We start from the raw sequence: 25,082 nt of genomic DNA on the forward strand, positions 1-25,082 counted from the left end.
GCCCCCGGCCCCCCGGCTCGCCGCGGCCGGCCCGGCGCTCCACCCGCCGCGCGGCGCGGGAGGGGGACGCGCATGACCTCGTACGGTTCCTCCCGGCAGCTGCGGCTCTCGCCGCAGCGCACCGGGGTGTCCAAGGCCCTCGCCAAGGACTCGCCGCTGTGGCGGCTCGACTGGATACTGCTGCTGGCCGCGCTGACCCTCTCGCTGGGCAGCTCGCTGCTGGTGTGGTCGGCCACCCGCGGGCGGGACTCGCTGACCCACGGGGACCCGCAGTACTTCCTCTACCGGCACCTCACCAACGTCGTCGTCGGGCTCGTGCTGTGCGCCGTCGTGATAGCGATAGGGAGCCGGCGCTTTCGCACCCTCGTGCCCTTCGTCTACGTCGCCGTGATCCTGCTGCTGATGGCCACGCTGAGCCCGATCGGCTCGACCATCAACGGCGCGCACTCGTGGATCCAGCTCGGCGGCGGCTTCTCCGTCCAGCCGGCCGAGTTCGCGAAACTGGGCATCGTGCTGGCGATGGCGGTCGTGCTGTCGGACCAGGTGGACGCGGGGGAGCGGGCGTTCCCCTCGCACCGGGCGGTCTTCCGGGGCCTGGTCTGGGCGTGCCTGCCGATGGGCCTCGTGCTGCTGATGCCGGACGCCGGGTCGGTCATGGTGATGTCCGCGATCGTGCTGGGCATCCTGCTCGGCTCGGGCGCGGCCAACCGCTGGGTCCTCGGGCTGCTGGTCCTGGGCACCGCGGGGTCCGTCGCGGTCTGGAAGTTCGGGCTGCTGAGCAAGTACCAGATCGACCGCTTCGCCGCGTTCGCCAACCCGCAGCTCGACCCCTCCGGCGTCGGCTACAACACCGCGCAGGCCCGGATCGCGATCGGCTCGGGCGGGCTCACCGGCAAGGGGCTGTTCCACGGGACGCAGACCATAGGGCAGTTCGTGCCGGAGCAGCAGACCGACTTCGTGTTCACGGTGGCCGGCGAGGAGCTGGGCTTCGTCGGGGCGCTGGCGATCATCCTGCTGGTCGGCGTGGTGCTGTGGCGGGCCTGCCGGATCGCGCGGCAGGCGACCGACCTGTACGGGACGATCGTCGCGGCGGGCGTCATCGCGTGGCTGTCGTTCCAGGCGTTCGAGAACATCGGGATGTGCCTGGGCATCATGCCGGTGGCGGGCATCCCGCTGCCGTTCGTGTCGTACGGCGGTTCGTCGATGTTCGCGGTGTGGATCGCGATCGGACTGCTCCAGGCGGTGCGCAGCCAGCGGCCGATAGCGGCGTGAGAGCGGCGTGAGAGCACGTCCTCGAGTCGAGGGCCGGTCCGGGAGCGATTCCCGGGTCGGCCCTCGACTTCTGTACGGGGCTCGGCCGTTGAGGGTCAGCCGAGCAGGCACTCGGCGGCGGCGAGGGCGGCCCGGGTCTGGTGGGCCACCTGCTCCTCGACCGGCACCCAGCGGGCGCCGAAGCGGTGGCGCAGCTGGTTCAGGCTCTCGGTGACGATGGCGCGGGCGCGCTCGCGGCCGGCCTCCGCGCCCGGTCCGCGGACGTCGGCCAGCAGCCGCAGCAGCATCGACGCGACGCGCAGCGGCACCCGGGCGGCGACGATCGCGGCGGTCGTCACCCGGGAGACCGTGAGCGGCTCCGCGCACCAGCGCTCCAGCCACTCGTCCGCGACCGACGGGCAGACCGCCAGGTTGAAATCGGCGGCGCGCACCAGGGGGCCGTGCACGGCGCGGGCGTGTACGGGGACGCGGGCGAGCAGTCCGGCCAGTTCCTCGGCGCGGTCGCGCAGGGTGCGGGCGGCGGCGGTGACGGCGGGGCCGACGGCGGGGTGGGGGCGCGGGTCGGCGACGGCGTCGACGGACCACATGGGGACTTCGAGGACGGCGGTGACGCCGCCGTGGCGGGTGGCGTAGGACCAGGTGGAGAGTTCGGGTTCGTCGGGCAGGGCGCGGGTGGCGGCGTCGCTGCCGGGGGTGGGCATGAGGTAGGTGCCGGGGGCGGGGCTGGCCCAGCCGATGGCGTCGAAGGAGTCGATGTCGAGGGGGAGGCCGGCGCGGTCGGCGGAGCGGGCGAAGCGTTCGGGCAGGCCGGGGACGGGGCGGGTGAGCTGGACGAAGGCGCCGCCGAAGTCGACGCCGTGCAGGGAGCACTGGAGGAAGGGGCGCAGTTCGTCGATGAGTGCGGTGAGGGCGAGGCTCTCGGGCATGGGCCGGCGGCCGGCGGTGGGGGCGGGGAGGAGTTCGGGCTGTTCCTCGAAGGAGGGGCGGAAGAAGTGCTGGTAGTGGCGGCGCATGGTGAGGGGGCCGTCGAGCCAGCCGGCGTTGAGGGCGGCGCCGTCGGGGTCGAGGCACAGCAGGAGGTGCCAGGAGAGGCCGGGGCGGGCGGGGGAGGCGAGGAGGAGTTCGGCGAGGCGGACGGCGGTGGCGGTGCCCACGGGTTCGTTGGGGTGGGGGCCGCCGACGGCCAGGACGGTGTGCGGGCCGCGGTCGACGGAGAGCAGCAGCAGGGGCCGTCCGGCGCGGGAGCGGCCCACCTCGCGCAGCCGGCAGCGGTCGGGGTGGCTGCGGGCCAGCCGCCGGGCCGCGGCCTCGGCGCCGGCCACCGTCGGGTAGCGGGCCGGCGTCACGTCGAGGGGCCGGGGCGGACGGACCCGGTGGCCGGTGTCGGTCATGCTTCTCCTTGCCCCCGGGCGAGGGCCGCCGGGGCGCGGACGGGTGCGCCGCCGGCCGCGGCCCGCGGGCCGGGGCGGTGTCGGTCGCCGGTGGGGAGTCGGCGAGGGGCCGAGCGTACGGCCCAACTCCCGGCGCGGGAAGGGGTGCAGGGGTCGGTGGCGGAGCCCTGCCAGTAGCGCACGGGCCGTCCGGGGGTGTCAACGGCGGACGGCCCGGGGACGGCGGGCGCGCACCGTGCGTGCGGGGCGGGTGCGAACGGACCGGGCCGCGCCGGTGCGCGCCGCGGGCGGGGGCGGGGGCAGGCGGCGCCGCGGGCGTCCGGCGGGCGGTGGCCGCCGATCGGGCCCGCCGGGTCGTTCCCCGGATTGGGCTACCCTTGAGGGTCACCCCTCCCAGCCGTCGCCTGCCGGTGCGCGCGGCCCCGAATCACGTCGTAAGGGTTCCTAGTACATGACTGTCGAATCGGTCTTCCCACGCCTGGAGGCCCTCCTCCCGCACGTCCAGAAGCCGATCCAGTACGTCGGCGGCGAGCTCAACTCGACCGTCAAGGACTGGGACGCCTGCGACGTCCGCTGGGCGCTGATGTACCCCGACGCCTACGAGGTCGGCCTGCCCAACCAGGGCGTCATGATCCTCTACGAGGTGCTCAACGAGCGCGAGGGCGTGCTGGCCGAGCGCACCTACAGCGTCTGGCCGGACCTCGAGGCGCTCATGCGCGAGCACGACGTGCCGCAGTTCACGGTGGACGCCCACCGGCCGGTGAAGGCCTTCGACGTGTTCGGCCTGTCGTTCTCCACCGAGCTCGGCTACACCAACATGCTGACCGCGCTCGACCTGGCCGGCATCCCGCTGGAGGCCAAGGACCGCACCGACGACGACCCGATCGTCCTGGCCGGCGGTCACGCGGCGTTCAACCCCGAGCCGATCGCGGACTTCCTGGACTGCGCGGTGGTCGGCGACGGCGAGCAGGCCGTGCTCGACATCACCGACATCATCCGGGCCTGGAAGGCCGAGGGCCGTCCGGGCGGGCGCGACGAGCTGCTGCTGCGCCTCGCGCGCACCGGCGGGGTGTACGTCCCCAAGTTCTACGACGTCGAGTACCTGGCCGACGGCCGGATCGGCCGCGTCGTGCCGAACGCCCCGGGCGTGCCGTGGCGGGTGTCCAAGCACACCGTCATGGACCTCGACGAGTGGCCCTACCCGAAGCAGCCGCTCGTCCCGCTCGCGGAGACCGTGCACGAGCGGATGTCCGTCGAGATCTTCCGCGGCTGCACCCGCGGCTGCCGCTTCTGCCAGGCCGGCATGATCACGCGCCCCGTGCGGGAGCGAAGCATCACCGGCATCGGCGAGATGGTCGAGCGCGGGCTCAAGGCGACCGGCTTCGAGGAGGTCGGCCTGCTGTCGCTGTCCAGCGCCGACCACACCGAGATCGGCGACATCGCCAAGGGCCTGGCCGACCGCTACACCGAGGACAAGATCGGCCTGTCGCTGCCGTCCACCCGCGTCGACGCCTTCAACATCGACCTCGCCAACGAGCTGTCCCGCAACGGGCGCCGCTCGGGCCTCACCTTCGCCCCCGAGGGCGGCAGCGAGCGCATGCGCAAGGTGATCAACAAGATGGTGTCGGAGGAGGACCTGATCCGCACCGTCGCCACCGCGTACGGCAACGGCTGGCGCCAGGTGAAGCTGTACTTCATGTGCGGCCTGCCGACCGAGACCGACGAGGACGTGCTCCAGATCGGCGAGATGGCGAAGAACGTCATCCAGAAGGGCCGCGAGGTCACCGGCCAGAACGACATCCGCTGCACCGTCTCCATCGGCGGGTTCGTGCCCAAGCCGCACACCCCGTTCCAGTGGGCCCCGCAGCTGTCCGCCGAGGCCACCGACGCCCGCCTGGCCAAGCTGCGGGACTCGATCCGCGGCGACCGCAAGTACGGCAAGAACATCGGCTACCGCTACCACGACGGCAAGCCGGGCATCGTCGAGGGCCTGCTCTCGCGCGGCGACCGCCGGGTCGGCGGGATCATCCGCGCCGTCTACGAGGACGGCGGCCGCTTCGACGGCTGGCGCGAGCACTTCTCGTACGACCGCTGGATGGCCTGCGCCGACAAGGCCCTGGCCGGCACCGGCGTCGACGTCGACTGGTACACCACCCGCGAGCGCACCTACGAGGAGGTGCTGCCCTGGGACCACCTGGACAGCGGCCTCGACAAGGACTGGCTGTGGGAGGACTGGCAGGACGCCCTGGAGGAGGTCGAGGTCGACGACTGCCGCTGGACGCCGTGCTTCGATTGTGGCGTGTGCCCCCAGATGCAGACGGCTATCCAGATCGGCCCCACCGGCAAGAAGATGCTGCCGCTGACGGTCGTGAACAAGTAGTCCCTCGGCACACCGACGACCCCCGGCCGGGGCACTCCGGCCGGGGGTCGTCGGTGTGCGGCTGACCAGGGGCGGAGCGAGGGGCGCGGCGGGGCGCGTACCCTTTGAGGTGACAGAGTCCGGACAGTGGCGGGAACCCGCCGCGCCGGACGGGGACAACTGACTAAGGACTGAGCGACCTGGCACGCCGTACGCCCGACGGTCCGCCGCCCGCGCCGACGGTGCAGCGGATCCGTCTCCGCTACACCAAGCGCGGCCGGCTCCGCTTCACCAGCCACCGCGACTTCCAGCGCGCCTTCGAGCGCGCCCTGCGCCGCTCGGCCGTGCCGATGGCGTATTCGGCCGGCTTCACCCCGCACCCCAAGGTGTCCTACGCCAACGCCGCCCCGACCGGGGTGGCCAGCGAGGCGGAGTACCTGGAGATCGGCCTCGCCGCCGTCCGCGATCCGCAGGCGCTGCGCGCCCAGCTGGACGAGTCGCTGCCCGCCGGACTGGACGTCATCGACGCGGTCGAGGTCCGGACGCCGAACTTCGTGGAGCGCCTGGAGGCCTCCGAGTGGCGGGTGCGGCTGGACGGCGTCGAGCCGCAGGAGGCGGCCCGCGCGGTCGGGGTCTTCCTCGCCGAGGAGCGGGTCGAGGTGCAGCGCCAGACCAAGAACGGCGTGCGCGTATTCGACGCGCGCGGCGCCGTGGCGGCGCTCGAGGTGCTCGCGCCGCAGGTCGACGGCGGTGCGGACACGGAGGCCGGAGCGGCCCACGATGTTCGGACCGGCCGTGCCTGTGCGATACTGCGCCTGGTAGTACGACACGCCACACCAGCCGTACGACCCGACGACGTGTTGTCCGGTCTCCGTGTGACGGCCGACCTGGCGCCGCCGGTCCCCGCAGAGGTGACCAGGCTGGCGCAGGGGCCGCTCGACGAGGAGTCCGGCACGGTGACCGACCCGCTGGCGCTCGACCGCGCCGCGGCCCCGGCCGGTTCCGATCCGGCCGCAGGGCCGCGCGCTACCGCGTCCGCCTAGCGGGCGGAGGCCGGGTCCAGTGCCTCACTGGACCCGACGGACCTCCGGGGTTCCCGCGGCTCCCCAGGGGAGCGAGCGTCGTCGCAGCACAGGCCGGCCCCTTGCGGCCCGCCGACCAGGACGGTCGGTGGGCCCGAGGACCCCTTCCGGGAGCCACCCGGGGTTGGGGGACGGCGCAGCTTGGGAAAACCACAGAAGACTGGTCAGACCAGAAGACTTTCGACACCCCGCCGAGCGTGGGGCGCCGAGCGAGACTACGAGCCCCTGTGCGGCCTCGCGTCCGCGCGGCGGCACCGTGAAAGGGTCCGGCCCGAGCACCGTGAGCGGTGCCGGCCGGCCGCAGGTGTCGTGCCGTGCCCGGATGCGGAGCCCGGGGGCCTGACGGGAGATCCACCCGCATGCTCGATAACACCGATCCGCAGCAGTCTGCGACGGAACCGAACGACACCGGTGCGACCGGTGGCGAGGGCGCGTCCGCCGCGCCGCCGCGCCGCCGTCGCCGCGCGGTGTCCCGCCCGGCGGGTGCACCGCAGGGCGCGGCGGCCGAGGCCGCCGAGACCGTGATCCCGGCCGAGGCGCAGGCCGCCCCGGCCCCCGTGGCCGAGGCTCCGGCCGAGGAGGCCCCTGCGGCCGAGAAGCCGGTCCGGGCCCGCCGGACCCGCAAGCGTGCCGAGGCCCCCGCCGGGGCGCCGGAGGCGGCCTCGATCGTCGTCACCGCGCCGGCCGTCGCCGACGCCCAGCCCGCCGCCGTCGCCGAGGCTCCGGCCGAGGAGGTCCCCGCGGCCGAGAAGCCGGTCCGGGCCCGCCGGACCCGCAAGCGCGCCGAGGCCCCCGCCGGGGCGCCCGCCGCCGAGACCCCGGCCGTCGTCGAGCAGGCCCCGGTGGCCGAGCCGGTGGCCGAGAAGGCCGAGCAGCCCGCCGCCGAGGAGGCGCCCGCCGCGCCGGCCCGCCGCGCCCGCCGCCGTCGCGTGGTCGAGGCCGCGCCGGTCGTCGAGGCCCCGGTCGAGGAGCCGGTGGCCGAGGAGGAGCCGGCCGAGGAGGAGACCGAGACCGAGGCCGCCGCGCCCGCGCCGGTCGCCGAGCCCGCCCCGGCCGTCGAGGCCGAGCCGCCGCACCGGGTGCGCCGCCGCGCCGTGCGCCCGTCCACCGCGATCTTCCAGGCCCCGGTGTTCCAGGAGCCGGCCCCCTACGTCGCCCCGGCCGCGACGCAGCAGCAGCCCGCCGCCGTCGAGGCCCCGGTTGCTGCCGTCGAGGCCCCGGTGGCCGCAGAGCGCGAGGAGGAGGACGAGTTCGAGTACAGCGGCGTCGGCCGTCGCCGCCGGGTGCGCGCCCGGGTCGAGCCGGGCCGCTCGAAGGGCGCCGCCAAGGCCGCCCAGAAGGCCGCCGCCAAGGCCACCCCCAAGACCGCCCCCAAGGCCGCTCCGGTGGTCGTCGAGGCCCCGGTCGAGGCGCCCGTCGCCGTCGTCGAGGCCCCCGCCGCCGGTCCGGAGACCGAGGGCGAGTGGGAGGACGACGGCCGTCCGTCGCGCCGCCGCCGCCGGGGCGGCCGTCGCCGCCGCCGTGGCGAGGCCGAGGAGTTCGAGACCGAGGCCCACGAGGCCGAGCAGCCCGCCGAGGAGCCGGCCGCCGCGGCCGTCGACGAGGAGGACGAGGACGACGACGACCTGGCCGCCGGCCTGTCCTCGTCGCGCCGTCGCCGCCGGCGTCGCCGCCGCAGCGGCGAGGCCGGTGCGGTCGAGGCCGCCGAGACCACCGAGGACGGCGTCCGCACGGTCGTGAAGGTGCGCGAGCCGCGCCGCCGCTCGACCGAGCCGTCCTTCGACCCCGACGAGGTCCAGTCCATCAAGGGCTCGACCCGCCTGGAGGCCAAGAAGCAGCGCCGCCGTGAGGGCCGCGAGCTGGGCCGCCGCCGGGTGCCGATCATCACCGAGGCCGAGTTCCTGGCCCGCCGCGAGTCGGTCGAGCGCGTCATGGTGGTGCGCCAGAACGGCCAGCGCACCCAGATCGGCGTCCTGGAGGACGGCGTGCTCGTCGAGCACTACGTCAACAAGGAGCAGGCCACCTCGTACGTCGGCAACGTCTACCTGGGCAAGGTCCAGAACGTGCTGCCGTCGATGGAGGCCGCGTTCGTCGACATCGGCAAGGGCCGCAACGCCGTGCTGTACGCCGGCGAGGTCAACTTCGGCGCGCTGGGCGGCCACGGCGGCCCGCGCCGGATCGAGTCGGTGCTGAAGTCCGGCCAGTCCGTGCTCGTGCAGGTCTCCAAGGACCCGATCGGCCACAAGGGCGCCCGCCTGACCAGCCAGATCTCGCTGCCCGGCCGCTACCTGGTCTACGTGCCCGAGGGCTCGATGACCGGCATCTCGCGCAAGCTCCCCGAGAACGAGCGCGCCCGCCTGAAGCAGATCCTCAAGAAGATCGTCCCGGACGACGCGGGCGTCATCGTGCGCACCGCCGCCGAGGGTGCCTCCGAGGACGAGCTGACCCGCGACGTCCAGCGCCTCCAGCAGCAGTGGGAGGAGATCCAGAAGAAGGCCGCGACCGGCAACGCCCCCGCGCTGCTGTACGGCGAGCCGGACATGACCGTCCGGGTCGTGCGCGACATCTTCAACGAGGACTTCACCAAGGTCATCGTCTCCGGCGACGAGGCGTGGCAGACCATCCACGAGTACGTCTCCAGCGTGGCCCCGGACCTCGCCGAGCGGCTCCAGCGCTGGACCTCCGAGGTGGACGTGTTCGCCACCTACCGGATCGACGAGCAGCTGATGAAGGCGCTGGACCGCAAGGTCTGGCTGCCCAGCGGCGGTTCGCTGGTGATCGACCGCACCGAGGCGATGGTCGTCATCGACGTCAACACCGGGAAGTTCGTCGGCCAGGGCGGCAACCTGGAGGAGACGGTCACCCGGAACAACATCGAGGCGGCCGAGGAGATCGTGCGCCAGCTGCGGCTGCGCGACCTCGGCGGCATCATCGTGATCGACTTCATCGACATGGTGCTGGAGTCCAACCGGGACCTGGTGCTGCGCCGCCTGCTGGAGTGCCTGGGCCGGGACCGGACCAAGCACCAGGTGGCCGAGGTCACCTCGCTGGGCCTGGTCCAGATGACCCGCAAGCGGGTCGGCCAGGGCCTGCTGGAGTCCTTCTCCGAGGCCTGCGTGCACTGCAACGGCCGCGGCGTGATCGTCCACATGGAGCAGCCGAGCGCCCACACCCACGCCCCGGCGGCCGCGGCCGTCGAGGCGGGCCAGGGCGGCAAGCGCCGTCGCCGGGGCAAGGGCGGTGCGGGCCACGAGGAGCCGCAGGCCGTCGAGGCCGTGCCGGTGACGGAGGAGACGGTCGTCGAGCTCGTCGAGGCCCCGGAGGCCCCGGCCGAGCCGGTGCGCGAGGAGATCGAGGGCCAGCTGGCCCTGGAGGTCCCGGGCGTCGAGGCGCCGGTGTCCCAGGCGGCCGCGGAGGCCGTCGGGGCCCCCGTCGCCGAGCCGGCCCCGGTGGCCGCTCCGGCGGGCCGTCCGCGCCGCCGCGCGGTGCGCAAGGCGACGGCCCCGGCCGGTTCGCCGCAGGGCGCCGAGATCGTGGTGCTGCAGGCGAAGGCCGACGCGGCGCTGGAGGCGGCCCTGGAGGCCGCCGCGGTGGCCGCCGCGGCCCCGGCCGAGCCGGTCGCCGAGCCGGTCGTCGAGGAGGCTCCGGTGGAGGCCGCCGCCGAGGCTGCGGCCCAGGCGCCCGCGGAGGAGCCGGCCGCCGAGGCCGAGGCCGAGGAGGCGCCGGCCCCCAAGAAGCGGGCCGCGCGCAAGACCGCCGCGAAGAAGACCGCCGCCAAGAAGACGACGACGGCGGCCAAGAAGACCACCGCCCGCAAGACCGCGACCAAGCGGACGAGCGCGGCGGCCAAGAAGGCGGCGGCCGCCGAAGGTGATACGGCGGCCGAGTAGTGCCCACGCCCGGGGCGGGACCCTTCCCGCCCCGGGCCGTACGGGCCGGTTTGCCCCCCGGGCGGCCGGTCCGTATTCTTGACCATCGGCGTGTCTACGCCATTGCTCCCGAGCACATCACCTTCCCGGTACGTCCGCGCCAGCGCGGAGGGGCGGGGAGAGGCTCCTGTGTCCGTACCCAGGTGGCTGGCGTCGGGGGTTCCGACCGAGCAAGGAAAGCAGGTACCGCATGTACGCGATCGTTCGCGCAGGCGGCCGCCAGCACAAGGTCGCCGTCGGCGACGTGCTGGAGATCGACCGTATCGAGGCCAAGCCGGGTGACTCGGTCGAGCTCTCGACCATCCTGGTCGTCGACGGTGACGCCGTCACCTCCGACCCGTGGGTCCTGGCCGGCGTGAAGGCTCACGCCGAGGTGGTCGACCAGACCAAGGGTGACAAGATCATCATCCTGCGTTACAAGAACAAGACCGGCTACCGCCGTCGTCAGGGTCACCGTCAGAAGCACACCGCGGTGCGCATCACCAGCATCGACTCGGTCAGCAAGTAAGGGGATAGCGAAAAATGGCACACAAGAAGGGCGCAAGCTCTACTCGTAACGGCCGTGACTCGAACGCCCAGCGCCTCGGCGTGAAGCGCTTCGGTGGCCAGGTCGTCTCGGCCGGCGAGATCCTCGTCCGCCAGCGTGGCACCCACTTCCACCCGGGTGCCGGTGTCGGCCGCGGTGGCGACGACACCCTGTTCGCGCTGACCGCCGGTGCGGTGCAGTTCGGCAACCGTCGCGGCCGCAAGGTCGTCAACATCGTGGCCGTCGAGGCCTGAGTCCCCGCGGACTCACGAGTCGCACCAGACTCACACTGAAGGGTGGGCCGGAATGTTCCGGTCCACCCTTCGGCTTTACGCAGGTAGCAAGCAGACTCATCCGTACTGGAGGCACACCCCATGACCACCTTCGTGGACCGCGTCGAACTTCACGTCGCCGCGGGTAACGGAGGCCACGGCTGCGCCTCCGTTCACCGGGAGAAGTTCAAGCCGCTCGGCGGCCCCGACGGCGGCAACGGCGGCGAGGGCGGCAGCGTCATCCTCACCGTCGACGCGCAGATCACGACCCTCCTCGAATACCACCACTCGCCCAAGCGCAAGGCGACCAACGGCAAGCCCGGCGCGGGCGGCAACCGCACCGGCGCCGAGGGCCAGGACCTCGTCCTGCTGGTGCCGGACGGCACCGTCGTGCTCGACCGCCAGGGCAACGTGCTGGCCGACCTGGTCGGCCACGGCACCAGCTTCGTCGCCGCCCAGGGCGGCCGCGGCGGTCTCGGCAACGCGGCGCTGTCCTCGGCCCGCCGCAAGGCGCCCGGCTTCGCGCTGCTCGGCGAGCCCGGCGAGGCCCGTGACATCGTCATGGAGCTCAAGTCCGTCGCCGACGTCGCCCTGGTGGGCTACCCGAGCGCCGGCAAGTCGTCGCTGATCTCGGTGCTCTCCGCCGCGAAGCCGAAGATCGCGGACTACCCGTTCACCACGCTCGTCCCCAACCTCGGCGTGGTCACCGCGGGCGACACCGTCTACACCATCGCGGACGTGCCCGGCCTGATCCCCGGCGCCAGCCAGGGCCGCGGCCTCGGCCTGGAGTTCCTGCGCCACGTCGAGCGCTGCTCGGTGCTTGTGCACGTGCTGGACTGCGCCACCCTGGAGCCCGGCCGTGACCCGCTGAGCGACCTGGAGACCATCGAGGCGGAGCTCGCCCAGTACGGCGGCCTGGACGACCGTCCGCGCCTGGTCGCGCTCAACAAGGTGGACGTCCCGGACGGCCAGGACATCGCCGACCTCACCCGCGCCTCCCTGGAGGAGCGGGGCTTCCAGGTGTTCGAGGTCTCCGCCGCCTCCCGCAAGGGCCTGCGCGAGCTGAGCTTCGCAGTGGCGAAGATCGTCGCCGAGGCGCGTGCCGCCAAGCCGGTCGAGGAGTCCACCCGGATCGTGCTGCGGCCCACGGCCGTCGACGACGAGGGCTTCACCATCACCGAGGAGGACGGCGCCTACCGCATCCGCGGCACCAAGCCGGAGCGCTGGGTCCGCCAGACCGACTTCTCCAACGACGAGGCCGTCGGCTACCTCGCCGACCGGCTCGCCCGCCTCGGCGTGGAGGAGAAGCTGTGGAAGGTCGGGGCGCGCGAGGGCGACACCGTCATCATCGGCCCGGACGAGAACGCCGTCGTCTTCGACTGGGAGCCGACCATGGCCGCCGGCGCCGAGATGCTCGGCCGCCGCGGTGAGGACCACCGCTTCGAGAACCCGCGGCCGGCGGTCGACCGTCGTCGCGAGAAGCAGAAGGGCCGGGACGCCGCCGAGCAGGAGTTCCTGGACTTCGAGGCGCTGTCGAGCGGCCGGCCGGCCGCCATCGAGGGCGACGACGAGGACTGATCCCGCGCAGCCGAACGGCCCCGCCACCCTTTCGGGGGAGGCGGGGCCGTTCGCGTCGGTCGTTCAGGTGTTCAGGTGTTCAGGCGTGAGCGGACGTCACTTCGTCCAGGCGGCCTGGACCTTGGTGATGTCGGTCGAGTCGCCGAAGCCGACCATCACCGGGGTGCCGCCGCCGGCCGGGAAGCTGACGATGTCGCAGCCCTTGAACGCGACGCCCTTGGTGGCGCCCGAGAAGCTCGGGGTGGTGCACTTGGCGATCGGGGTCGAGCCGACCGGGTTGGCGAACGACGCGGTGTTGCCGCTCGCGTCGTAGACCTTGAGCTTGGAATCCGGGGCGCTGAAGGTCAGCTTGGTGTCCCCGAGGTTCGTCATGGTCCAGCTGACGTAGTACAGCGCGCGGCCGTCCAGGCCGGCCGTGTTGGCCTTGGCGTCCTGGAAGTCCTTGAGCGAGCCCGGGGTTATGCCGGTCACGGTGAGCTGGAGCTTGGCGGCGGTGTTCGAGGTCTTGTCGTTGAAGTCGACCGCGGCCGGCTGGCCGAACTTCACCGAGGTGCCGGCCTGCGGGAGGCTGCCGGCGGCGGCCCCGCCACCGGTCGCGGCGCCGCCCGTCGCCCCCGCCGTCCCGGCGCCGCCGTCCGCCGCACCGCCCGTGGCGGCACCGCCGCCGGTGGCCGCTCCGCCCGCGGCCACGCCGGTCGGGGCCGCGGAACCGCCGGTGGCGGCACCGCCCGTGGCCGCACCGCCGGTGGCCGCGCCGGTCGGCGCGGCGGTCGAGCCGGTGGCGCCGCCCGTGGCGGCGCCGGTGTCCGAGTTGTCCGGGCCGCAGGCGGCCAGGGACACGGCGGTGGCCGCCGCCAGTGCGGCGATTGTCAGCTTCGTGGTGTACGAACGCATGGTGCGCTAACTCCTGGGCGCGCGACCGCGAACCGTTGCCGGCATGCCCAGTGCGGTGCCGCCCGATGGCATTGAGGGTCGAAGACGAGTGGGTCCAGCGGGCAAGAAGCCGTCCCCCGATCTGGCTTTCGGTCAGGGACCATACCAGCCATCCGGATTGGTGGCCCGGCTGTGGCGAGGCCGTGACCGGGCCGGGTCCAGCCGGTGAAACACCCTGCGGCCGACCTGCACGGATCGCGTAGATTTCGGGGGTGACGGCCGGGCCCGGCGACCCGGTCCACGGCATGGCCGCACCCGCACCACACCGGAAGGGCGTACAGCGAGATGAGCGACGACTCACTGCGGGAGGAGGTGCTGACCGCACGGCGCATCGTCGTCAAGGTCGGCTCCTCCTCACTCACCACGGCGGCCGGCGGCCTGGACGCCGACCGCGTCGACGCCCTCGTGGACGCGCTCGCCAAGGTGCGCGCCCGCGCGGACGCGCCGGAGGTCGTCCTGGTCTCCTCCGGCGCCATCGCCGCCGGCCTCGCCCCGCTCGGCCTGGAGAAAAGGCCCAAGGACCTGGCCCGCCAGCAGGCCGCCGCGAGCGTCGGGCAGGGCCTGCTCGTCGCCCGGTACACCGCCTCCTTCGCCCGCTACGGCATCCGGGTCGGCCAGGTGCTGCTCACCGCCGAGGACGCCAGCCGGCGCGCGCACTACCGCAACGCCTACCGCACGCTCGACCAGCTGCTGGCGATGGGCGCGATGCCCGTCGTCAACGAGAACGACACCGTCGCCACCGCCGAAATCAAGTTCGGTGACAACGACCGGCTGGCCGCCCTGGTCGCCCACCTCGTACGGGCCGACCTGCTGGTGCTGCTCTCCGACGTGGACGGCCTCTACGACGGCGACCCGGCCCGCCCCGGCACCAGCCGGATCGCCGAGGTGCGCGGCCCGCACGACCTCGACGGCATCCAGATCGGCAGCGCGGGCAAGGCCGGCGTCGGCACCGGCGGCATGGTCACCAAGGTCGAGGCGGCCCGGATCGCCACCGGCGCCGGCATCCCGGTGGTGCTCACCGCCGCCAGCCACGCCGCCGACGCGCTGGCCGGCCGGCCCACCGGCACCCTGTTCCTGCGCACCGGCAGCCGCACCTCCGACCGGATGCTCTGGCTCGCCCACGCGAGCAGCCCGCGCGGCGCCCTGCACCTCGACGCGGGGGCCGTCGAGGCGGTCGTCTCCGGGGGTGCGTCGCTACTGCCGGCCGGGGTGGTGAAGGTCGACGGCGAGTTCGCCGCGGGTGATCCGGTGGACCTGATTGCCGAAAACGGCCACATCGTGGCGCGCGGGCTGGTCAACTTTGATGCGAGGGAGTTGCCCCGCCTGCTCGGCCGGTCCACCCGTGACCTGGCCCAGGAGCTCGGCGCCGCGTACGAGCGGGAGGTCGTCCACCGCGACGACCTGGTCGTCCTGCGCGGCTGACCGGCCGGCGCGGGGCGGGTGCCGGCCGGGGGCCGCTCCGCACGGGGAGGGGCCCGGCCGCCGGGCGAGGAGGGGCGCAGCCGTGCGCGCCGGCCGAATGCCGGCGGGACGGGTGGGGGGACGACAGGACATCGCCGAACAGGAGGCCGCCGGTGGAACGCAGGCGCGAGGCAGCGCTGACCGGAGGAACGGCGGGCCGGCGGCTGACCAGCATCGACGGCGGACGCGGGGACGCTCCCGCCGAGCCGTCCGGTCCGCCGCCGCAGAGGCCCGGCGGGGTGCGCAGGCTGCGGCCGGACCACCGGGACGCGGGGGAGCCGCCGACCGTGCCCGAGCAGGCGCGGCTGTGGCACGTGGTGCTGAGCGTGGCCGGCCAGGTCACGCCGCTGACCTCGCTGCGCGCCTCGCTGGAGCGGCTCGCGCACGACCACTCGTTCTTCCTGACCGCCCGGTACGCCGCCGACCACGCGGAGATCCGCTACTGGGAGCAGGCCCGGGACCTGCACGACGCGGCGGCGATCGCGCTGCGGCTGTGGGGCGAGCACAAGGTGACCGCGAACCTGCCGCCGTGGGAGATCGTCGGCCTGGAGGTGGTCGACCGGGCGACGTACCACAAGCGGGTGGCGGAGGGCTTCGGGGACCCGCCGCCGCACCTGGGCGGCGTGCACCCGTACTGACCGCCGGGCCGTCTCATCGCGCGAAACGGGGGCTCGGCGGGCGTGGCGCAGTCGCTACCCTTGGCGCATGACCAGCGACCTCGCCCCCGCCGACAGCCCCGTCCTCGCCGTAGCGCGCCGTGCCCGGGAGGCCGCCGCCGCGCTCGCCCCGCTGCCGCGCGGCGCGAAGGACGCCGCGCTGCTGGCGATCGCGGACGCGCTGGTCGCCCGTGCCGCCGAGGTCGTCGCGGCCAACGCCGAGGACGTGGCCCGGGCCCGCGAGGCCGGGACGGCCGAGTCCGTGATCGACCGGCTGACGCTGACCGACGAGCGGATCGCGGCGATCGCCGCCGACGTGCGCAGCGTGGCCGGCCTGCCCGACCCGGTCGGCGAGGTCGTGCGCGGCTACACGCTGCCCAACGGTCTGGACGTGCGCCAGGTGCGGGTGCCGCTCGGCGTGGTCGGCATCATCTACGAGGCCCGGCCGAACGTCACCGTCGACGCCGCCGCGCTCTGTCTGAAGTCGGGCAACGCGGTGCTGCTGCGCGGCTCGGCCTCGGCCTACCGCTCCAACACCGCGCTGGTGGCCGTCCTGCGGGACGCCGTCGCCGCGGCCGGGCTGCCCGCCGACGTGATCCAGCTCGTCCCGGGCGAGAGCCGCGACTCCGTCCAGGAGCTGATGCGCGCCCGCGGCCTCGTGGACGTGCTCATCCCGCGCGGCGGCGCCTCGCTGATCCGCGCCGTGGTCGAGGGCTCGACCGTGCCGGTGATCGAGACCGGCACCGGCAACTGCCACGTCTACGTGGACGCGCGGACGGACCTGGCGATGGCCGTCGGCATCCTGCTGAACTCCAAGGCGCAGCGGGTCAGCGTCTGCAACGCGGCCGAGACGCTGCTGGTGCACCAGGACGTCGCGGACGCCTTCCTGCCGCTCGCGCTCGCCGCCCTGGCCGGTGCCGGGGTGACGGTGCACGGCGACGACGCGGTGCTCAAGGCCGCCGAGGGCACCGGGGCCACCGTCGTGCCGGCCACCGACGAGGACTGGGGCGCCGAGTACCTGTCGTACGACATCGCCGCCGCCGTGGTGCCCTCGCTGGACGCCGCCGTCGAGCACATCCGCCGCTGGTCCTCCGGCCACACCGAGGCGATCGTGACGACCTCGCAGGCCGCCGCCCGGCGCTTCACCCGGCTGGTCGACTCGACCACCGTCGCCGTCAACGCCTCGACCCGCTTCACCGACGGCGGTGAGTTCGGCTTCGGTGCGGAGATCGGGATCTCCACGCAGAAGCTGCACGCCCGCGGCCCGATGGGCCTGCCGGAGCTGACCAGCACCAAGTACATCGTCACCGGTGACGGGCACGTCCGCGGCGAGGCCGCGCAGACGGTGGGCGGGGACGCCGACGCGTTCTGAGCGGGGGCGGCCGGGGCCTCCGGTCGGGGTGGCCGGGCCTCGGGGCGCGTGGCCGGGGCGCTCGGGGCGGGCGGCCGGGGCCTCCGGTCGGGATGGACGGGGTCAGCGTCACACGTGTGACGGACCAACTGGCAGGAGCCACAGACAAATCGCCCGCCCGGTAATACGCTGAATCCGTGGCTGAGGATGTGGGGGGCTTGCCGTACCCCGACGGCTCCGACCACGGTGGTGCGGACGACGAGTTCGCCACCGTGGTCTTCGACGAGGCCTTCGTCCGGTCCGCCGCCGTGCACGAGCCGACGGCCAAGGAGCGGCAGCTCGCCGCTGCCGAGGCCAGGCTCGAGCCGGACACCGCGGGTCCGGGCTGGGGCTATGACGTCCCGGCCGGGGACGGGGTGCCGCTGGAGCTGCGCCCGTACCCGAGCCGGCTCGACGACGACCACCTCTACCCTGATCCGTGGTCAGGGCCGGGCCGGGCGGTGGGCCGTTCGGGCCGCCGCCGGGGCCGGGGCGACGGCGGTCCGGTGCGGGGGCGCGGGCGCTACGTCGCCCAGCAGCGCTGGCACCGGCCGGTCGCGTGGGTGCTCGCGGTGATCATGGGCGTGAGCCTGGTGGCGGTCGCCGTCGCGGCGATCTACCAGGGCGTGGGCGGCGCCTCCGGCGCGCCCCCGCGGCCGGATTCCGGGAGCAGCAGCGCCGGGGTCGACCCGACGCCCGCGCCCGCACCGCCCGCCGAGCCGTCGCTGGTGGTCACCGCGCCCGCCGGCTGATCCCGCGGGGGTCGTGCGCCCGGGGCGGGTGGTCACGCAGCGTTCCCGGGAATCTGCGTGAGCACCCTCGTGGCGGGGCGGGGGTGCGCCTACCCTGGTGGTGTGGGTGACCCGCGAGAGCCTCCGGAGGGTACGCCCGACGGTGGGTCCGGAAACGAGGACGAGTACCGGTCCGTCGTCTTCGACGAATCGTTCGTGCGGGCTGCCCGGATCCAGGAGCTGTCCGCCCGGGAGCGGCTGGCCGGCTCCTTCGGCCGGGCCACCCGGCCCAAGGTGCGGCTCGGCCCGTTCGGCACGGTGCCCCGCCAGGCGCTCGCGCTGCTGCTGCTCATCCTGCTGGCCTTCGCGGCCGCCGTGTACTTCGGGGTCAGCTCGCCGAAGGGCACGGCCGCGCGCCCCGAGGGCAGCCAACTGACCGTCAGCCTGGTCGCGTTGAGCCCGGCCTCGGCGGTGCGGCCGGTCGCCGACCCGGCGAACCCGTTCGCCGCGCTGCCGACGGGGTACGGGGACGGGACGATGGGGCTGAACACCCCGGCCGGGACGTCCACCGAGCACTTCAGCCGGGTCGAGGTGACCAAGGCGCTCGACACCGTGCAGCGCTACCTGGTCGCCTCCTCGCTGGCGCCGGCTGCCCTCGTCCAGGGCGCCACCGCCGACGTGCGGGCCTTCGTGACGCCCGGCGAGCAGGCCGGGTTCGACGCGAGCGTGGCACAGCCCGTCGACGACCGGCACCACGCGGTGACCGGCTGGCTGGTCCGCTTCGACCCGGCGCAGGTGGCCCTGGCGACCGACACTGTGAAGGTGGCCGGCGTGATGCGGGTCGACGAGGCGGACAGCGGCACGCTGCAGGTCACCACCGACCACACCTTCGTCTACGCGCTCAGGCCGGCCGGCGCCCCCGCCGGCGCCCCGGTCACGCTGGAGACCGTGCGGCGGGAGCTGACCTTCCAGTTCGACCGGATCGACCTCGGCGCGGCGCAGCTGCGGCTGGTGGACGCGGTGGTCCAGGCCGGGCCGGAGCCGTGCACGACGTCGATGGCGGGCTTCCTGCAGCCGGTGCTCGCGACCCCGCAGGGCGTCCGGGTGCCGGGGCCGGCGGCGGTCGACCCGGGCGACCACGCGCACCCGGCGTGGCAGGTGTGCGGGGTGCTGGCCGGGAGCTGAGGCGGGGCGCGGGTGGGCGGGAACGCCGACGGCCGGTGGCCCCGGGCGGGGCTCACCGGCCGTCGGCGGCGGTCGCGGTTACGACTCCTCGCCGTCCTTGGGCGCGGACCCGGTGCGCGCGCCGGCGCCCGTGAAGGTGTCGCGGATCTTGCCGCCCACGGTCGCGGCGCCGCCGGCGACGTCCCGGATCAGGCCCATCAGCGGGTCCTTGCTCTCCTTGACGGAGGTCGTGTAGTGGTCGGCGGCGGCCTTCCACTGCTCGGTGACCGAGGTGTCCGGGTCGTCGGTGCGGCGCGGGTAGGCGCCGGCCAGGATCGAGCGGTACTCGTCGCCCTCGGCCCACTTCTTCAGCGCGGCGACCCGGACCACGGCGAACGGGTGGCTCTGCGGCAGCACCTGGAGCAGCTTGAGCACGCCGTCGCGCAGGTCGCCGGCCTTCTCGTACTCCTCGGCCTGCTCCAGGAAGGCGTCCACGTTCATCTCGGCCAGGTTGTGCCCGCCGGCCAGCTTCATCAGGGCCCGCATGGAGGCCTGGAGGTCCTGCCCGGCCAGCAGGCCGGCCCGGTCGCTGGACAGCTCGGCCTTGCGGAACCACTCCTTGAGCGCGGTGACGATCGCCATGATCGCCAGGTTGCCGAGCGGCACCCAGGCGATCCGGGTGGCGATGTTGGTGAGGATCAGCAGCATCGTCCGGTAGACGGCGTGGCCGGACATCGCGTGGCCGACCTCGTGGCCGATGACCGAGCGCAGCTCCTCCTCGTCCAGCAGCTCGACGAGCCCGCTGGTGATCACGATGATCGGGGTGTCGATGCCGATGGTGAAGGCGTTGACCGTCGGGTCCTGGGTGACGTAGAGGTCGGGGACCTTCTCCAGGTCGAGCACGTAGGCGGCGTCGCGCACCATGTCGTGCAGCTCGGGGAACTGCCGCTCGGAGGTCTTCACGGCGGTGGCCAGGAACATCAGCCGGATCGCCCGCTCCGACACCAGGCCGGCGAGCTTCTTGAGGACGTCGTCGAAGCCGGTCAGCCGGCGCAGCGCGACCAGGGCGGAACGGTCGGCCGGGTGCTCCCAGGCCCGGGTGGAGATGTCGGGGAAGCGCTGGCGGCGCCGGCTCGGGGTCTTCGCGGTCGTGTCGGTCATGGTCTGAGCACCCTCCTGGTCGACGGCGGCCCCGGCCGGTGGCCGGCCCCCGCTGGTCTTCGCCTGCAACGACTGCTTGTGCAACGTCCGCGGTTGCGTACTCGTCCCCGCCGCGAGCCCGCGGTGGGGTCCGGCCGCGCCGGAGGGGCCGGTGGCGGGCCCCGGTGTGAGGCCGGTTTACCCTGAGGGCCCTGGAGAACCGAGACCGGACCCGGCCGCGGTAACCGAGCAGTCCGAGGAGCACCGCAGATGTCCACCGACGCCCTTGTCAGCCTGGCCGCACCGATCTCGGACGAGCCCGGCCCGGGCCTGTTCCTGCGGATCATCATCATCGCGTCGTTCGTCGGGGTCGGCCTGCTGGTCTGGATCATGGCCCGCGCCTTCCGCGGCAACTAGGACGCGTCCCGGGGCGGACGCGTCCCGCGCGGTGGCACCGTTCGCTCACGCCCGGTCAGCGGCGGTGGGCCGCCGAGCGGTTGCCCCGTCACCCCCCGTACGATGACGGGTGGGCCCTCACCGGCCCGCCAGCACCCCCAGGTCCGTCCTCCGAGCCGAGAAGGTCCAGCAGACCATGAACACCGCCGCCGCACTGCCCGTCCTGAACCTGCTCGCCGACGGCGAGGGGGGCAACCACGACAGCCTCAACCCGTACCTCTCGGGTGGCGCCGCACTGTTCGTCCTGCTGCTCCTGCTCTACGTGACCACCCGCTTCAACCGGGACCGCTGAGCCGGGCCGGGGGTCGCTCGGGGAGCGTCCGGCACACCCGCCGGCCGCTCCCTCACGCATGTCCGGGCCGCACGTGCGGCCTGCTCCCACACGGGTGTTCCCGCACCGCAACGGGCGTCGCGTAAGGTGTCTCGCCATGGGAGAGCAGGCCGGGATTCCCGGCGGACCGGAACCGGTGAAGAAGCGCCTCGGCGTGATGGGCGGCACCTTCGACCCGATCCACCACGGCCACCTGGTCGCCGCCAGCGAGGTGGCGAGCGCGTTCCACCTGGACGAGGTGATCTTCGTGCCGACCGGGCAGCCGTGGCAGAAGAGCGACCGCCACGTCACCCCGGCCGAGGACCGCTACCTGATGACGGTCATCGCCACCGCCGAGAACCCGCAGTTCTCGGTCAGCCGGATCGACATCGACCGCGAGGGCCCGACGTACACCGTCGACACCCTGCGCGACCTGCACGCGCTGCACCCCGACGCCGACCTCTTCTTCATCACCGGCGCCGACGCGCTCGCCCAGATCCTGTCCTGGCGCGACTCCGACGAACTCTTCTCGCTCGCCCACTTCATCGGGTGCACCCGGCCGGGGCACACTCTGTCCGACGCCGGACTCCCGGTGGGCGGGGTCTCCCTGGTGGAGGTCCCCGCGCTGGCCATCTCCTCCACGGACTGCCGCAACCGGGTCGCCAAGGGCGAGCCGGTCTGGTACCTCGTGCCGGACGGCGTGGTCCGCTACATCGACAAGCGGGCGCTGTACGCGCCGCACGGGACCTGACCAGGAGCGTATGCGTGACTGATCGCAGCGGCGGCGACGCGGGGCAGCGCCCGGAGGACTGGTCGACCGGGCAGTACCCGCAGTACCAGCCGTACGGGCAGCAGCCGGTGCAGCAGTACGACCAGTACGGGCAGCCCGTGCCGGCGGCGCCCGCGTACGGCCAGGACCCGTACGGCGGCTACCAGGAGCAGTACCAGCAGCAGCCGTACCAGGCCTACCAGCAGCAGGGGCAGGCCCCGCAGCAGTACGAGCCGTACGAGTCCTACGGGCAGCAGCCGGTGCAGCAGTACGACCAGTACGGGCAGCCCGTGCAGGCGTACCAGCAGGGCGGCTACGGCTACCAGGAGCCGCAGCCGTACGCCTACGACGGCTACCAGCAGCAGGCGTACCCGGTGGCCGAGCCGCAGGCCGGGGACGCGGTGCAGGTGGCCCCCATGGCCCCCATGGCCCCGATGGCCCCCGCCGCGCCCGAGCCCGTCGCCCCGGCGGCGGCCGCCGCGCCCGTGCCGCCGCGCCCGCGCACGCCCAGGCCCGCCGGGACGGCGCCGGCCAAGCCTGCGCAGCCGTCCGAGATGGTCGGCGGAAGCCGCACGCCCAAGGGCGCCAAGGAGCCCAAGGACTCCTACACCACCGGTGAGTTCACCTTCGTCGACGAGGAGGCGGAGGAGACCGAGGACGTCATCGACTGGCTGAAGTTCGCCGAGTCCCGCAGCGAGGTGCGCGCCGAGCGCCGCCGGCGGCTGCGCAACCGGCTGATCGGCCTCGGTGTCGCCGTCGCGCTGGCCGCGGGCGGCGTCGGCGGCTACCTGTTCTTCACCGGCGACAGCAAGCAGACCGCGGCCAAGGCGGCCGGCAAGCGCCAGGTCAACGTCGTGCACCTGCGCGACCTGCAGGGCAAGGTCTCCAGCGCGCTGCTCGTCAACGACGCCGCCGGGGGCAAGGGCACCGTGCTGCTGCTCCCCGACACCCTGCGACTGCCCGGCCCGGGCGACCCGGCCGTCGCCCCGGTCAGCCAGGCACTGGACCCCTCGATGGGCGCCGCCGCCACCCGCGACGGCCTGTCCGCCGTGCTCGGCGCCCCCGTGGCCGGCACCTGGCGGCTGGACACCCCCTACCTGGAACTGCTGGTCAACCAGCTCGGCGGCGTCCGGGTGGACACCAACGCCGAGACCCACGACGGCGGCAAGCCGGACGGCGCCCTGCTCAGTGCGGCCGGCAAGAACACCCTGCTCAACGGCAAGGCCGCGGTCGCCTACGCGACCATGCAGGCGGCGGGGGAGAACCGCGACGCCCAGCTCGCCCGGTTCGGCCAGGTCATGGACGCCGTCGTGCGCACCATGCCCACCGACTTCAACGAGGCCAAGGACGACGTGCACCGGATGAACGCGGTGCTCGACCCGTCGCTGCCCGAGGACGCCCTCGCCGGGGTGCTCGCCCAGCTCGCCCAGCAGGCCAAGGACGGCCACTTCGGCACCACGGCGCTGACCGTCAAGCCGGACGGCTCGCTGGACGAGGCCACCGCCGGCAAACAGGTCAAGGACGTGCTCGGCGGCACCGTGAAGTCGGCCGTCGCGGGCGACGCCCCGGCGCGCGTGTCGGTCCAGGACGCCTCCGGAAACGACCAGGCCGCCGCCTCCGCACAGGTCCAGATCGTGAACGCGGGCCTGACCTTCATCCCCGGCGGCGCCAAGGGCACGCCGCAGGCGACCAGTGAGATCCGCTACACCGACGACGCCCGGCAGACCGCCGCGAAGTCCCTGGCGACCAGCCTCGGGCTGCCGGACACGGCGGTGAAGAAGGTCGGTGACGCCCAGAACGCGGACCTGGTCGTCGTCCTCGGCAAGGACTACCAGCCGCCGAAGAACCAGTAGCCGGCCGGCGGCCGGCGGTGCGCGTGGGGGCCGGGCGACCCCGGCCGCGGTGGTTGTGGGACCCCCCCCCCCCCCCCCGCCCCCCCCCCCCCCGGCGGCGGGCGGGGGGGGGGGGGGGGGGGGGGGGGGGGGCCCCCCCCCCCCCCCCCCCGCACCGGAAAAAAGCGGTTCCGGGACGGCCCGGGCGGCGTGAGATCCTGGAATGCGGTCCCGGCGGTGCGTCGGGGCAGCCCCACGCCGCCGACCCGGAAGTACACCGTGACCGTCACCGACCACAGCCAGCAGCTCATCACCGTCGCCGCCCAGGCGGCGGCCGACAAGCTGGCGCACAACATCATCGCCTTCGACGTCAGCGAGGTGCTGTCGATCACCGACGCCTTCCTGATCGCGTCCGCGAACAACGACCGCCAGGTCCGCTCCATCGCCGAGGAGATCGAGGACCAGCTGCGCGAGCAGCTGGACATCAAGCCGGTGCGCCGCGAGGGCGAGCGCGACGGCCGCTGGATCCTGCTCGACTACCTGGACATCGTCGTGCACGTCCAGCACTCCGAGGAGCGCTCCTTCTACTCGCTGGACCGGCTCTGGAAGGACTGCCCCGAGCTGCCGCTGCCCGAGGACGCCATCGCCTCGCGCAACCGCCCGGACGCCCACACCGACGAGGCCGGCAACGCCGTCGCCCCGGCCGACGACTTCGGCAAGCCCGAGGAGCAGTTCTGAGCCCGGCCGCGCGGGGCCCGCGCATCGTCTTCTGGCGCCACGGTCAGACCTCCTGGAACCTCGAATCGCGGTTCCAGGGCACGACCGACATCGAGCTGACCGGCCACGGCGTGCTGCAGGCGCAGCGCGCCGCCCGGCTGCTCTCGGGGCTCCGCCCCGACCTGCTGATCTCCTCCGACCTCAAGCGGGCCAGGCGCACCGCCGACGAGCTCGCCAGGATCACCGGGCTCGACGTGCAGCACCACGAGGGCCTGCGGGAGACGTACGCGGGCTCCTGGCAGGGTCTGACCAACGCCGAGATCCGGGCCCGCTACCCCGAGGAGTACGCGGCCTGGGCGGCCGGCGAGCCGGTGCGGCGCGGCGGCGGCGAGCTGTCCAGCGAGGTCGCGGACCGCTCGGTGCCCGTGGTGCTGGAGGCGGTCGACAAGCTGCCGGAGAGCGGCACGCTGGTCGTGGTCAGCCACGGCGGGACGATCCGCACCATGCTCGGGCGCCTGCTCGGCCTGGAGCCGGCGCTCTGGGAGTGCTTCGGCGGGCTGTCCAACTGCTGCTGGTCGGTGCTGGGCCGGGGGGCGCGCGGCTGGCGACTGCTGGAGCACAACGCGGGCACGCTCCCGCAGCCGGTCATCGGCGACGACACCTGAGTGTCGGCGGCGGGGTGCGGAGCGGGAGCGGGAGCGCGGGGCCCGGGAGGGACTCGTAGGTTGCCCGCAGGTGGCTCGCAGGGGCGGATTTCGCAGTTCCGGGCCTGACCAGCTAGAGTCTTCCTCGTTCGCAGGGAAGGAACGCGGCCCGGAAGGGAAGCGGGAGATCCGGTGAGTGCGGGGCTATAGCTCAGTTGGTAGAGCGCTTGCATGGCATGCAAGAGGTCTGGGGTTCAATTCCCCATAGCTCCACTCCGCACCAGTGGTCCGGCCTGGCCGGTGCCGCACGTGTCGCGGGGCTATAGCTCAGTTGGTAGAGCGCTTGCATGGCATGCAAGAGGTCTGGGGTTCAATTCCCCATAGCTCCACAGTCGCCGAGAGGGGGGGGCCCCCCCAAGGGTGGGAGGGCGTGGTGGTATGGTTGTGGGTTGTTGTGTTTTTGTTGGAGA

General features: G+C 73.9%; 21 protein-coding genes and 2 tRNA genes. 20 read left to right on the plus strand and 3 right to left on the minus strand.

The genetic code is table 11. The features are described 5' to 3' along the window. Nucleotides 1-72: 72 nt before the first annotated feature. On the plus strand, nt 73-1,272 hold the full coding sequence (gene rodA / locus ACFV4F_RS02575; protein ID WP_380500170.1) for a rod shape-determining protein RodA: 1,200 nt from the start codon (nt 73-75) through the stop codon (nt 1,270-1,272). A 95-nt stretch (nt 1,273-1,367) separates the two neighbouring features. On the opposite strand, the gene ACFV4F_RS02580 is transcribed toward rodA, so the two are convergent. Continuing rightward, nucleotides 1,368-2,663: a M14 family zinc carboxypeptidase gene (locus tag ACFV4F_RS02580; protein ID WP_380500171.1), complete on the minus strand. Its 1,296-nt coding sequence runs from the start codon at nt 2,661-2,663 to the stop codon at nt 1,368-1,370. A 451-nt stretch (nt 2,664-3,114) separates the two neighbouring features. Here ACFV4F_RS02580 and ACFV4F_RS02585 point away from each other — a divergent pair, with 451 nt between their 5' ends. The 6 genes from ACFV4F_RS02585 (at nt 3,115) to obgE (ending at nt 12,409) form a co-directional block, all read left to right on the plus strand. Further along, nucleotides 3,115-5,043 (plus strand): TIGR03960 family B12-binding radical SAM protein, encoded by a 1,929-nt coding sequence (locus tag ACFV4F_RS02585; protein ID WP_380497730.1) that lies wholly within the window; start codon nt 3,115-3,117, stop codon nt 5,041-5,043. Between the two features lie 221 nt (nt 5,044-5,264). Beyond that, on the plus strand, nt 5,265-6,065 hold the full coding sequence (locus ACFV4F_RS02590) for a TIGR03936 family radical SAM-associated protein (RefSeq protein WP_380446161.1): 801 nt from the start codon (nt 5,265-5,267) through the stop codon (nt 6,063-6,065). A gap of 398 nt (nt 6,066-6,463) precedes the next feature. After that, on the plus strand, nt 6,464-9,994 hold the full coding sequence (locus ACFV4F_RS02595; protein ID WP_380500172.1) for a ribonuclease E/G: 3,531 nt from the start codon (nt 6,464-6,466) through the stop codon (nt 9,992-9,994). A 229-nt stretch (nt 9,995-10,223) separates the two neighbouring features. Continuing rightward, on the plus strand, nt 10,224-10,541 hold the full coding sequence (rplU, locus tag ACFV4F_RS02600; protein WP_380446159.1) for a 50S ribosomal protein L21: 318 nt from the start codon (nt 10,224-10,226) through the stop codon (nt 10,539-10,541). Between the two features lie 14 nt (nt 10,542-10,555). Further along, nucleotides 10,556-10,813, plus strand: a complete 258-nt coding sequence (gene rpmA / locus ACFV4F_RS02605) for a 50S ribosomal protein L27 (protein ID WP_030058248.1) — start codon at nt 10,556-10,558, stop codon at nt 10,811-10,813. A 120-nt stretch (nt 10,814-10,933) separates the two neighbouring features. Further along, the gene (gene obgE / locus ACFV4F_RS02610; RefSeq protein ID WP_380446158.1) at nt 10,934-12,409 is read left to right on the plus strand and encodes a GTPase ObgE; all 1,476 of its coding nucleotides are present in this window, start codon (nt 10,934-10,936) and stop codon (nt 12,407-12,409) included. 96 nt (nt 12,410-12,505) lie between these two features. Here obgE and ACFV4F_RS02615 read toward each other — a convergent pair whose 3' ends face one another. Continuing rightward, on the minus strand, nt 12,506-13,303 hold the full coding sequence (locus ACFV4F_RS02615; RefSeq protein WP_380500173.1) for a hypothetical protein: 798 nt from the start codon (nt 13,301-13,303) through the stop codon (nt 12,506-12,508). Between the two features lie 324 nt (nt 13,304-13,627). Between ACFV4F_RS02615 and proB the strand changes: the two genes are divergently transcribed. From proB to ACFV4F_RS02640, 5 genes are all read left to right on the plus strand, one after another. Continuing rightward, entirely contained in the window at nt 13,628-14,764 is a 1,137-nt protein-coding gene (gene proB / locus ACFV4F_RS02620) for a glutamate 5-kinase (protein ID WP_380446135.1), read from the plus strand. A gap of 152 nt (nt 14,765-14,916) precedes the next feature. Beyond that, complete coding sequence (locus tag ACFV4F_RS02625; RefSeq protein WP_380497726.1) at nt 14,917-15,441, plus strand: hypothetical protein; 525 nt, start codon at nt 14,917-14,919, stop codon at nt 15,439-15,441. A 67-nt stretch (nt 15,442-15,508) separates the two neighbouring features. Then, nucleotides 15,509-16,831, plus strand: coding sequence for a glutamate-5-semialdehyde dehydrogenase (locus tag ACFV4F_RS02630; RefSeq protein ID WP_380446137.1), 1,323 nt, complete (start codon nt 15,509-15,511; stop codon nt 16,829-16,831). Nucleotides 16,832-17,019: 188 nt separating this feature from the next. Next, nucleotides 17,020-17,601, plus strand: a complete 582-nt coding sequence (locus ACFV4F_RS02635; protein WP_380446155.1) for a hypothetical protein — start codon at nt 17,020-17,022, stop codon at nt 17,599-17,601. 102 nt (nt 17,602-17,703) lie between these two features. Further along, nucleotides 17,704-18,765 (plus strand): hypothetical protein, encoded by a 1,062-nt coding sequence (locus tag ACFV4F_RS02640; RefSeq protein WP_380446138.1) that lies wholly within the window; start codon nt 17,704-17,706, stop codon nt 18,763-18,765. A gap of 78 nt (nt 18,766-18,843) precedes the next feature. On the opposite strand, the gene ACFV4F_RS02645 is transcribed toward ACFV4F_RS02640, so the two are convergent. Then, the gene (locus ACFV4F_RS02645) at nt 18,844-19,905 is read right to left on the minus strand and encodes a M48 family metallopeptidase (protein ID WP_380446139.1); all 1,062 of its coding nucleotides are present in this window, start codon (nt 19,903-19,905) and stop codon (nt 18,844-18,846) included. A 249-nt stretch (nt 19,906-20,154) separates the two neighbouring features. On the opposite strand from ACFV4F_RS02645, the gene ACFV4F_RS02650 reads away from it, so the two are divergent. The 8 genes from ACFV4F_RS02650 (at nt 20,155) to ACFV4F_RS02685 (ending at nt 25,001) form a co-directional block, all read left to right on the plus strand. Further along, a complete protein-coding gene (locus ACFV4F_RS02650) occupies nt 20,155-20,301 on the plus strand; it encodes a hypothetical protein (protein WP_380446140.1) in 147 nt (48 codons plus the stop codon). A 175-nt stretch (nt 20,302-20,476) separates the two neighbouring features. Then, entirely contained in the window at nt 20,477-20,632 is a 156-nt protein-coding gene (locus ACFV4F_RS02655; RefSeq protein ID WP_380446141.1) for a hypothetical protein, read from the plus strand. Between the two features lie 136 nt (nt 20,633-20,768). Further along, nucleotides 20,769-21,401 carry a nicotinate-nucleotide adenylyltransferase gene (gene nadD / locus ACFV4F_RS02660; RefSeq protein ID WP_359973501.1) on the plus strand — a complete coding sequence of 211 codons (633 nt, stop codon included), beginning with the start codon at nt 20,769-20,771 and terminating at the stop codon, nt 21,399-21,401. Between the two features lie 14 nt (nt 21,402-21,415). Then, nucleotides 21,416-23,272, plus strand: a complete 1,857-nt coding sequence (locus tag ACFV4F_RS02665; RefSeq protein ID WP_380500174.1) for a LytR C-terminal domain-containing protein — start codon at nt 21,416-21,418, stop codon at nt 23,270-23,272. A gap of 258 nt (nt 23,273-23,530) precedes the next feature. Further along, a complete protein-coding gene (gene rsfS, locus ACFV4F_RS02670) occupies nt 23,531-23,989 on the plus strand; it encodes a ribosome silencing factor (protein ID WP_380446143.1) in 459 nt (152 codons plus the stop codon). After that, entirely contained in the window at nt 23,986-24,633 is a 648-nt protein-coding gene (locus tag ACFV4F_RS02675; RefSeq protein WP_380446156.1) for a histidine phosphatase family protein, read from the plus strand. The genes rsfS and ACFV4F_RS02675 overlap by 4 nt, the downstream gene beginning before the upstream one ends. 179 nt (nt 24,634-24,812) lie before the next feature. Then, nucleotides 24,813-24,885 (plus strand) — tRNA-Ala (locus ACFV4F_RS02680). Between the two features lie 43 nt (nt 24,886-24,928). Next, a tRNA-Ala gene (locus ACFV4F_RS02685) sits at nt 24,929-25,001 on the plus strand. Nucleotides 25,002-25,082 lie beyond the last annotated feature (81 nt).

Source organism: Kitasatospora sp. NPDC059722, assembly GCF_042733235.1.
In the GTDB taxonomy this organism is placed as follows: domain Bacteria; phylum Actinomycetota; class Actinomycetes; order Streptomycetales; family Streptomycetaceae; genus Kitasatospora.

Bases quoted from the DNA above. Each gene is read 5' to 3' on its own strand.
- rodA (WP_380500170.1), top strand. From the start codon at position 73: ATGACCTCGTACGGTTCCTCCCGGCAGCTGCGGCTCTCGCCGCAGCGC.
- ACFV4F_RS02580 (WP_380500171.1), bottom strand. From the start codon at position 2,663: ATGACCGACACCGGCCACCGGGTCCGTCCGCCCCGGCCCCTCGACGTG.
- ACFV4F_RS02585 (WP_380497730.1), top strand. From the start codon at position 3,115: ATGACTGTCGAATCGGTCTTCCCACGCCTGGAGGCCCTCCTCCCGCAC.
- ACFV4F_RS02595 (WP_380500172.1), top strand. From the start codon at position 6,464: ATGCTCGATAACACCGATCCGCAGCAGTCTGCGACGGAACCGAACGAC.
- rplU (WP_380446159.1), top strand. From the start codon at position 10,224: ATGTACGCGATCGTTCGCGCAGGCGGCCGCCAGCACAAGGTCGCCGTC.
- rpmA (WP_030058248.1), top strand. From the start codon at position 10,556: ATGGCACACAAGAAGGGCGCAAGCTCTACTCGTAACGGCCGTGACTCG.
- obgE (WP_380446158.1), top strand. From the start codon at position 10,934: ATGACCACCTTCGTGGACCGCGTCGAACTTCACGTCGCCGCGGGTAAC.
- ACFV4F_RS02615 (WP_380500173.1), bottom strand. From the start codon at position 13,303: ATGCGTTCGTACACCACGAAGCTGACAATCGCCGCACTGGCGGCGGCC.
- proB (WP_380446135.1), top strand. From the start codon at position 13,628: ATGAGCGACGACTCACTGCGGGAGGAGGTGCTGACCGCACGGCGCATC.
- ACFV4F_RS02630 (WP_380446137.1), top strand. From the start codon at position 15,509: ATGACCAGCGACCTCGCCCCCGCCGACAGCCCCGTCCTCGCCGTAGCG.
- ACFV4F_RS02645 (WP_380446139.1), bottom strand. From the start codon at position 19,905: ATGACCGACACGACCGCGAAGACCCCGAGCCGGCGCCGCCAGCGCTTC.
- ACFV4F_RS02650 (WP_380446140.1), top strand. From the start codon at position 20,155: ATGTCCACCGACGCCCTTGTCAGCCTGGCCGCACCGATCTCGGACGAG.
- ACFV4F_RS02655 (WP_380446141.1), top strand. From the start codon at position 20,477: ATGAACACCGCCGCCGCACTGCCCGTCCTGAACCTGCTCGCCGACGGC.
- nadD (WP_359973501.1), top strand. From the start codon at position 20,769: ATGGGAGAGCAGGCCGGGATTCCCGGCGGACCGGAACCGGTGAAGAAG.